The organism is Mycobacterium sp. (genome assembly GCF_035697385.1).
Classification (GTDB): domain Bacteria; phylum Actinomycetota; class Actinomycetes; order Mycobacteriales; family Mycobacteriaceae; genus Mycobacterium.
Map to the genome: position 1 here is coordinate 25,573 of NZ_DASSCY010000068.1, position 9,310 is coordinate 34,882.

At 65.0% G+C, this 9,310-nt stretch carries 7 protein-coding genes; 3 read left to right on the forward strand and 4 right to left on the reverse strand.

All coding sequences use genetic code 11. The features are described from left to right. Positions 1–4: 4 nt before the first annotated feature. Both VFH65_RS06410 and VFH65_RS06415 read right to left on the reverse strand, forming a co-directional pair. Positions 5–1,561, reverse strand: a complete 1,557-nt coding sequence (locus VFH65_RS06410) for a GMC family oxidoreductase (protein ID WP_353320315.1) — start codon at positions 1,559–1,561, stop codon at positions 5–7. Positions 1,562–1,643: 82 nt separating this feature from the next. Further along, positions 1,644–3,230, reverse strand: a complete 1,587-nt coding sequence (locus VFH65_RS06415) for a PucR family transcriptional regulator (protein WP_353320316.1) — start codon at positions 3,228–3,230, stop codon at positions 1,644–1,646. A gap of 122 nt (positions 3,231–3,352) precedes the next feature. On the opposite strand from VFH65_RS06415, the gene VFH65_RS06420 reads away from it, so the two are divergent. The 3 genes from VFH65_RS06420 to hisD are packed head-to-tail and all read left to right on the forward strand — an operon-like array spanning position 3,353 to position 8,046. Further along, entirely contained in the window at positions 3,353–4,927 is a 1,575-nt protein-coding gene (locus tag VFH65_RS06420; RefSeq protein WP_353320317.1) for an APC family permease, read from the forward strand. Beyond that, positions 4,920–6,707 carry a thiamine pyrophosphate-binding protein gene (locus VFH65_RS06425; protein WP_353320318.1) on the forward strand — a complete coding sequence of 596 codons (1,788 nt, stop codon included), beginning with the start codon at positions 4,920–4,922 and terminating at the stop codon, positions 6,705–6,707. Before VFH65_RS06420 ends, VFH65_RS06425 begins: the two co-directional genes overlap by 8 nt. A gap of 25 nt (positions 6,708–6,732) precedes the next feature. Then, positions 6,733–8,046: a histidinol dehydrogenase gene (hisD, locus tag VFH65_RS06430; RefSeq protein WP_353320319.1), complete on the forward strand. Its 1,314-nt coding sequence runs from the start codon at positions 6,733–6,735 to the stop codon at positions 8,044–8,046. Positions 8,047–8,095: 49 nt separating this feature from the next. Here the strand turns inward: hisD and VFH65_RS06435 are convergent, their stop codons facing one another. Together VFH65_RS06435 and VFH65_RS06440 are read right to left on the reverse strand one after the other, a co-directional pair. Then, complete coding sequence (locus VFH65_RS06435; RefSeq protein ID WP_353320320.1) at positions 8,096–8,470, reverse strand: rhodanese-like domain-containing protein; 375 nt, start codon at positions 8,468–8,470, stop codon at positions 8,096–8,098. 4 nt (positions 8,471–8,474) lie between these two features. Continuing rightward, the gene (locus VFH65_RS06440; protein WP_353320321.1) at positions 8,475–9,029 is read right to left on the reverse strand and encodes a cysteine dioxygenase; all 555 of its coding nucleotides are present in this window, start codon (positions 9,027–9,029) and stop codon (positions 8,475–8,477) included. Positions 9,030–9,310: the final 281 nt, after the last annotated feature.

The following is a 9,310-nucleotide window of genomic DNA, read 5'->3' on the forward strand; positions in this document are numbered from 1 at the left end:
CGTTCTACGCCGTGAGTTGTCCGTTCTCAGCCACCCGCAACGCCAGCGCGGCAACGGTCAGCGCCGGGTTGACGGCTGCCGACGACGGGAAGGGTGAGCTGTCGACGATCCACATGTTGTCCAGATCGTGTGCCTTGCAATAACTGTCAACCACGCTGGTTTCCGGGTCAGTTCCCATGCGCGCGGTCCCGCATTGGTGTGAGGTCGCTTCCACGCCGAGCCGTTGGTGCAGCACCTTGGCGTAGCCGGCCCGCCGCGCCACCTCGGTCATTCGCGTGATCAACTCGTCGTTGGCCGCCAGGTTGGTTTGCACTCGGCTCAGCACGATGTCGCCTGCCGAGTTCAGTCGCACCCGGCTATCCGGCAGGGGCAGATCCTCAGTCTGCAGGAACAGGTCCAGCGTGCGTCGGGTCACGGTGTCGAGGATGGACATGGGTATCCACTTGCGCGCCCGCTTGACCATCTCTCCGCGCAACTTGCCAAGGCCCTGGACGTTTCCGAGCGGGTACTTGTTTGTCGGGCCGGCCGCATACCAGTCGTTCATGCCGACCGTCTTGGTGTACACGTCCTTGTTGGTGTGAATGGCATCGATGGCAAGCAGGAACGTGGTGATGTGGGCCATGTAGTTACGGCCCACCTGATCGGACGAGTTGGCAAGGCCTTGCGGATGCGTTTCCGACGCCGACCGCAACAGAAGCGCGGCGCTATTGACGGCGCCTGCGGCGACGACGAACCGGGCGCCACGGATCCGGATTGGATTGCCGCGACAGGTCGCATGCGCCACCGCAACCCGTCGGCCACTACTGTCGGTCTCCAACCGAGTGACCTCGGTGCGCGTCAGCAGTTTCACATTGGGTGACGCAATCGCCGGGCGCACCGCGGCAACGTCGGCATCTCCCTTCGCGTCGAGCATGCACGGGAACGCGTCGCACGTCGCACACCGCACACAGCGCCCGCCCGGGCGTATGTCGATCGCCTGCGGCAATGCGAACGGATGCAAACCCTGTTGACGTGCATGGTCCACGAAAGACCCGACTGTTGGCTCGTACGGCACCGCCGGATACGGAAAGTCGGTCGAGCGTGGTGGGTCCGTGGGATCCTCACCCTTGTTGCCGTGCACCCAGAAAATCCGTTCGGCCACAGCGTAATACGGCTCAAGATCGTCGTAGCTGATCGGCCAGGCAGGCGAGAGCCCGTCGACATGCTGGACCGCGTCGAAGTCGTGCTCGCGGAATCGCGGCAGGGTAGCTCCGTAGAGCTTGGTGCTGCCGCCGACGTAGTGGTAGTTGCCAGGAACGAAGCCGTTACCCCGTGAGTCGTACCAGGTAGCCGAATTCTTGTAGCGGCCGTGAAGGTGTACGGCCTTGCGCGACCAGTTTTCGAGCTCACGCGGCAGGAAATCGCCTTGCTCGATGATCAGTACTCGTGCGCCGCTATCCCGCAATGCGTACGCGAGCGTGCCGCCGCCCATGCCCGAGCCGATGACGACGACGTCAGCTTCGACGTCGACGGGACAGTCGGTGACGACGGACGGCCGGGACGACCCGAAGGGATCGGACATGGCACAACTGTAGGCAGCCTCATGGAGCGGCGGACCACACAGTGTGGGAAGCATAGCGGCGAAGAATTGCGCACTTTGATGCTCAGCGCATGGCTGTCGACTGCAGCAGGTCGTAGGCGCGCAGGGCTAGGCCCAGCGTTTGGCGATCCTTCGCGTCCTCGAGAGACTTCCCCAGCAAAGCGTTCAACCGGTCCAACCGGTAGTACAGCGTGCGGCGCTGGACGAACAGTGCCTCGGCGGCGCGCGACTTGTTGCCGTCGGCGTCGAGGTACGCACGCATTGTGGGCAACAGCGGATTAGAAGCGGTCGCGTCGTGAGCCAGCACCGCGCCGAGCTCGTCGTCGACGTAGCTGGCCAATTCGGGTCCGTGCGACAGGGACACGAGGAGGCGCAGCACTCCGAGTTCGTCGAACCGCAACACCACCGGCTCGGACCGCGTGGCGGCCACCGATGCGGCGCTGCGGGCCTGGTGAACAGCGCCCGCCAGATCGGCGGCCGAGCAGACGCGACTCATGCCCGCGCGCATCCGGCTGTCGGTGAGTCGGTCGACCAATTGCTGCTCCGACAGCGAACGCGGAAATCCGGCGACGGCCATCAAATGGTCTCCGATGTCAGCGACGACGGCCGGCATGCGAAGCGGCCGCAGCAGCGCATCGAACGCGAACTCCGTCTGACCGTCCGACGCCCGTTCCTTGCACACGAAGATGACCACGAGTCGTCGCTCCCGCAGGTCGCGGCCAATCCGTAGCGCCCTGCTGACGAACTGTTCGCCACTGATGTCTCCGAGCAGAAGGCGGTTGACCAGAGAGTTCTGCCGCTGCAGGGTTCGTGCGCCGCTCTCGCGGTCGCTGAGCAAGGTGATGGCGATCGCGTCGGCGGCGCGGTCGAGCGCGTACACGCTCGCGTTCGGCAGCCGTTCGGAACTGCGCATCACATGCAGCCAGCCCCACCGCTCGCCGCGCAACACCACCGGCCTGCGGGTGCAGTCGCCGTCCGCGTCCGGTTCCCTGACGCCGGGCCGGTGCACGTTCGACGCAGTCACCGGGCTCGGATGGGCGACCCGCGCATGTAGGCCCCAGTTCTTCAGCACCGCATCGGAATCGGTGGTGCCGCCTGCATACGCGATGATCTGATGGTTGATGTCCTCAAGGACGACCGGCCAGCCCACCTCGTGGGTGAGCGCTTCGGTGAACGAGATGTGATCGCGGCTGTCGAGCAGCAGGCGCATGAACGTCTCGTTGAGCCGTTCGAAGGCGGTGAGCTCGGCGATCCGCGAGTCGACCAGATATTCGTGGACCTGAGCCGAGACCTCGACGAACGGAATTTCACGATCGAGGCCGACGAGCGGGAAGTGCAACGCCTCGGCCTCCTCAATGACCGCTTGCGGCATCGTCCGGAACACGCGTCCGCTCAGTTCCATCACGAGGACGGCCGCTCCGGCGGCGGCGATCTCCCTGATGTAGCGCCGCTGCTGCGCCTGAGTCTGGCCGACGCCAAGTCCCGCGGTGAGCAGCATCTCGCCGCCAGTCAGAAACCGCGCGATGTCGGGCACTTCCACCGGGTGGACCCAACGGACTTCGCGCTTCAGGCTTTCGGAGCCCGCGAAGACGCGCCACGGAGTTCGGGCGAAGATCTCGAGTTGCAGCGCGGCGTCGATAGTCAGCGTCACGGCGTCAGCATGGCACGAAACGTGCAACCGCTCCTTTGGATGCTTCACATTGTGGGCCTAACACCCGCCCATCGTGGGCAGCAGACTCCGATGCACACCACGATTAGCAGCGGAGGAACGCCATGTCCGAGGATCGCTTGACGCCGCCACCGGTCGGCGAAGACGATGCCCACCTGCGGGTGCTCGGGTACGAGGAAAAGTTCGAGCGCAAGATCAACCTCTGGTCGAACTTCGCGCTCGGCTTCCTGTACCTGTCCCCACTGGTTGGCGTCATCGCCCTGTTCTCGATGGGCTTGACAGCGGCGGGGCCGCCTTCGATTTTCTGGATCGTGATCGTGGCGATCGGCCAGCTGCTGGTTGCGTTGGTCTTCGGCGAAGTGGTGTCGCAGTTCCCGATCGCCGGCGGGCTGTATCAATGGGCACGCCGATTGTGGAGCGGCCAGTACGCATGGATCCTGTCGTGGATCTACATCGCCGGCGTAATCATCGGCATCACGACCACGGCGCTCTTCAGCGCCGACTTCGTCGCGGCCCTGCTGTTCGGATCGGCGACGGATCCGTCGGCGGCCACCACACCCGGGGAGAAGCTGGCGATCGCCCTCGTGGTGGCCGCGCTGGGCCTTGTATTGAACGCAACCGGAAGCAAGACGCTGGCGCGTATCGCCAGCATCGGCCTGGCCGCCGAACTCATCGGCGTTATCGGTGTCGGGCTGTTCTTGCTGATCTTCAAGCGGCACAACTCTGTTTCGGTCTTCTTCGATACATTCGGAACTGGCTCGGGCGGCTACTTCGGCGCGTTCCTCGCGGCATCGCTTGTCGGCCTGCTGCTGTTCTACGGCTTCGAAGCCTGCGGCGAGGTGGCCGAGGAGACCCCGAACCCCAGCCGCGTCATCCCTCGCTCCATGCAGATGACCGTTCTGATCGGTGGCGGCTCCGCACTGCTGGCGTATGCCGGGTATGTGCTGGCAGCGCCCAATCTAGAAGCGATCGTCTCCGGTGACATCGCCAACCCGATCCCGACCATCTTGCAGGACACGCTGGGAATCGTTGGCACGAAAGCGTTTCTGGTTGTTGCGCTGACATCGTTCCTGGCATGTGTGATGGGCCAGCAGGCGGCCGCTAGCCGATTGGTGTTCTCGTTCGCCCGCGACGACATGTTCCCGCGCAGCCACTGGCTCTCGCAGCTCTCCTCACGCACCAAGGTTCCGGTGAACGCGTTGGTCGCGGTGAACCTGCCTCCTGTTGCGTTGTTCGTGTTCGTCTTCTTCGAGCCCGATTCGCTGTTCCGAATCGCCGCCTTCCAGATGCTGGCCGGCTACTTCGCCTTCCAGATGGTGGTTTTCGCCTCGATCCGGGCCCGGCGACGCGGATGGAAACCGGGTGGCTCGTGGACTCTGGGCAAGGCCGGATGGCCGGTCTCGATCGCGGCGCTCGCCTACGGCATCCTCGCGATGATCCTGCTGGCCAAGCCCACCGGCGATCCCGAGGCACCGTTCTACGACCGATGGATCGCACTCATCGGATTCCTGGTGGTCGCTGCGGTCGGGCTGATCTACCAGGCGGTCGCCAAACCGCATCTGGCCTCCAACGCGCCCGAGGGTGACGCCATCGCGGTGGCGAATGCCCTTCGCGCCCGGCGTGAAAACCGGATACCTGCCACGAATTCCGACAGCCCAGCAAGGATTCCCAATGCCTAAACTCACCGGCGGCCAAATCGTCGCCCAGACGCTGAAGAACTACGGAGTCGACTACGTCGCCGGCATTCCCGGGCATGGGATCTGGTCGCTGACCGATGCGTTCCTTGAGCCGGATTCGACCATCCCGTTCATTCAAGTCCTGCACGAGCAGAGCGCCGTGCACCTCGCCGACGGGTACTACCGGGTGTCAGGCAGGCCGATGGCCGCGGTCACCTCGATCGGCGCGGGCGCGGCGAACACCGTCCTCGGATTGGCAACCGCCTACAGCGATTCCACTAGCGTGTTGGTGATCACGGGCGGGCCGCCGACCCACATGCGCGGCCATGGATTGCTCCAGGAACTCGACCGCCACACGGACAACAACTTCCCTCAGATTGCGGATGCCGTGTCGAAACGGCACTGGGTGGCGACCAGGGTCGATGAATTGCCATTCATTTTGCATCGGGCGTTCAGCACGATGCTCACGGGACGGCCCGGGCCTGCGCACATCGAGGTGCCGATGGATGTGCAGGCCGAAGCCGCCGACGTCGACTTGCACGACCTCGCCACACGTCTGCCGATCGGCACACCGCGGCCTGATCCGCAGGCCATCGACAATGCAGTCGAAGTGTTGATGAAGGCACGCAGGCCGGTGATCGTCGCCGGCGGTGGGGCGATCACCTCGAACGCCGCCGAGGAAATGCTGGCGCTGGCAGAGGCGTGGCAGGTCCCAGTGGTGACAACGTGGAATGGGAAAGGCGCCTTCCCCGAAGACCATTCACTCTTCGCGGGCAGCGTCGGTCAAACTGGGACGCCGGTGGGCAACACGATCGCCTCCAGTGCCGATGTTGTCGTCGCGGTCGGCTGTCGGTTCACCGACTGGTCGGCCTCGAGCTACGCCAAGGGCGTCTCGTTCTCAATTCCGCCGGCCAAACTGATCCATATCGACGTCGATCCCCACGAGATCGGCAAGAACTACCCCGCCGAAGTCGGCATCGTCGCGGACGCGAAACACACGGTCGCGGCTATCACCTCGCTACTGCCGGCCGGCCCCCCCGATCGTGGCAAGTACCTGGCGGAACTCGCGCGGTTGCAGGCCGAATGGGAGGAAATGCTTGCCACGCGCCGGGATTCGGATCGCTTCCCGTTCACCTCGCAGCGTCCGCTTGGCGCATTGCGCAATGTGATGGAACGCAACGGCATCATTGTCGCCGGCTCGGGCAACACGCAGGGCGCGGTCAAGCAAACGTTCCCGGTCTACGAGCCGCGCACACATCTGACGTCGGGCGGGTTCTCTTCGATGGGGTGGGCGGTCCCGGCAGCCATGGGCGCCAAGCTGGCCACACCGGATCGGCAGGTTGCCTGCGTGCTCGGCGACGGTGATTTCCTGATGACCGTGCAAGAGATCGGCATGTGTATCACACATGACATCCCGGTTGTCTTTGTAGTGCAAGACAACTCGGGCTACATGTCCATCCGTGGCGGTCAGCGCAAGCAGACCAGCCGCCACATCGGCACTGAGTTCAATCGCCCTGACGGCAGGGCCTACAGCCCTGACTTCAAGGCGCTTGGCGCGGCGTTCGGCCTTGAGTCATTCCGCGTCGACGAACCCGCGCAGCTGGAGAGCACCTATCGCAAGGCGTTCGATTCACACGCGCCCGCGCTTGTCGAGGTCCCCACCGACCGTGACGCCGCCGGCCCCTGGGTTCCCGGTTGGTGGGACTTCCCGGTGCCCGACTACATCCGTGACGAACGCCAGGCCGAATACCGGTCGTTCCGCGACAAGGAACAGCACCTCTAGACGATCACAACTGGAAGCGGACCCTATGACCCACGTACTGAAAGCGGCGGACGGGCCTACAGCTCGACGGAGCAGCGACCCCGAAGTCTTCGACATTGTCAGTTCCGTCATCGCCGACGTTCGCGCCGACGGTGACGATGCCGTTCGCAGATATTCGCAGAAGTTCGACCAATGGTCGCCGCAGTCGTTTCGGCTGTCTGATGAGGAAATCGCCGAGATCGTCGCCAGTGTGCCCGACACGGTGCTCGACGATCTGCGCTTCGCGCAAACGCAAGTCCGTAACTTTGCACGTGCCCAGCGTGATTCGATTCGCGACTTCGAGATGGAGACGCTGCCCGGCGTGTTCCTTGGCCAGCGCAACGTGCCGGTGGCGGCGTCCGGCGCCTACGTGCCGGGCGGCCGCTACCCCCTGACCGCCTCGGCGCACATGACGGTGTTGACCGCTAAAGTGGCCGGCGTCGACAGGGTGGCCGCGACAACGCCGCCGAACAACGGCCAGGCACCGCCGGTGAGTATCGCCGCCATGCACCTCGCGGGCGCCGACGAGATCTATGTGCTTGGCGGTGTGCAGGCGGTCGCCGCGCTCGCGTTGGGGACTGAGACTATCGACGGTGTCGATATTGTCACCGGGCCGGGCAACGCCTTCGTGGCAGAGGCCAAACGCCAGTTGTTCGGCGAGGTCGGGATCGACTTGTTCGCGGGCCCAACCGAAACGCTGATCGTCGCCGATCAGAGCGCCGATCCGTTCACGATCGCCGTAGATCTGCTCTCCCAGGCCGAGCACGGGCCGGATTCACCGTGCGTGCTCATCTCGACATCGGAGTCGGTCGCCCGGGCGGCGATCGGGCATATCGATGAGCTGCTGCCGGGACTGCCAACAAGGGCCGTGGCCGAAAGGGCGTGGCGCGATCACGGGCAGGTGTACGTCGTTGCCAGCGTCGAGGACGCGTTTTCGCTTGCTGACACCTTCGCCTCTGAACACGTCCAGATCCTCACCGACGAGCCGCGGAAGGCGCTCGACGGCATGACCAACTACGGCGCGTTGTTCCTTGGAGAGGGCACGTGTGTTGCGTACGGCGACAAGCTCATTGGTACCAATCATGTGCTTCCCACGCTTGGTGCCGCCCGGTATTCGGGTGGATTATGGGTCGGGAAGTTTCTCAAGACGGTGACCTATCAGGAGGTCCGGAATCCGCAAACCAGTGCGATGCTCGGCGAGGTTTGCAGTCGGCTTTCTCGACTGGAGCACTTCGAGGGGCACGCACGTTCAGGCGACCTGCGTGCCGCACGATTCGGTGGCCGAGAACTCGAGTGGACGCCCACTCCGCCAGCGGGCTAATGACTCGACTCGAACGCGTTCGGACTGCAGGCCGTCTGGTTTACACGAGCTAAACCAATGCGCCCTCGGCCTTCAACGCGTGGTAGCCGCCGACAACGTCGGTCGCACGGTGCAGGCCGAGGTCGAGCAGCGATGCCGCGGCCAGGCTCGAGGTGTAACCCTCCGAGCACAGCACCACCCATTCCACGTCGTCGTCGACGGCCTGCGGCAGCCGGGCGTCGCTGGTCGGATCGCATCGCCACTCCAGCACGTTGCGTTCGATCACCAGCGCGGCAGGTACGTCGCCTTCGCGGTCGCGCTGGGCCTGCGGGCGGATGTCCACCAGCAATGCTCCACGCTGCAGCGCGGCGGGCACCTCGCGCGCGGCCAGTCGACGAAGCCGGGCCCTTGCGTCGTCGAGGACACGGTCGATACGGCTGGTCATCACCTCACCCTTCCGGTGTGTCGGTCAGCTCGGTGCGCTTGCGGCGCAACGTGTCTCGCTCGGTAACCTCGTAGTACGACATCACCGTCAACGGCGGCGAATAGGCGTGCACGGAAAGCGTCGGTGTGACGGGAGCCGTCAGATCCCGTTCGGGTGCCCATACGACGTCGTGCACCCATCCCAACGGGAAGCCGGCCTGATCGCCCGCCCGCAGCCGGCGGCGGCGCAACGCCTCACCGTCCCAGCGGGTTTCGCGCAACGCGCCGGACACCACGGTCAGGGCGCCGAGCGAGCCGCCGTGGTCGTGCAGTTCGGTCGAGCGATCCGGCACCCAGCTGATCAGCCAGACGTCGAGTTCGTCGTCGCCGTGCAGCCGGGTGAACCAGCGCTCATCCCTTGGCACGCCGCCAGGTGGCAGCAGGTGGTCATAGCGACCGGACAGCACGTCGTCTGCCCCCCGGTCACTGGCGTGCAAGAGATCGGGCAGCCGCAGCCGGGTGGGCGAGGAAACGGCTGGCGCGGCAGACGACGACAACACAGCAGAATGTGCGGAAACCATGAATGCTCCAGGAGAACGACGGGCGGATTGGGGGTCGGCGATTACGCCTGACAACACTCCAGAAATCCGGTCGGCTCCGTCACGGCCGCCAGTGTTGCATAGATTGACCGCATGCGCCGCTACCCCCTTTGCGCCGCGGCCGCCGCGGCCGCCGCGGCGACCCTGGCGATCGCAGGCCTCGCCGGATGCTCATCGGGCACCGAAAGCCAGCCCACCTCGTCACCCCCTCCGACGTCGGCCCCCTCCACGAGCGAGGAGACCACCCACACCGCTGCCCCGGG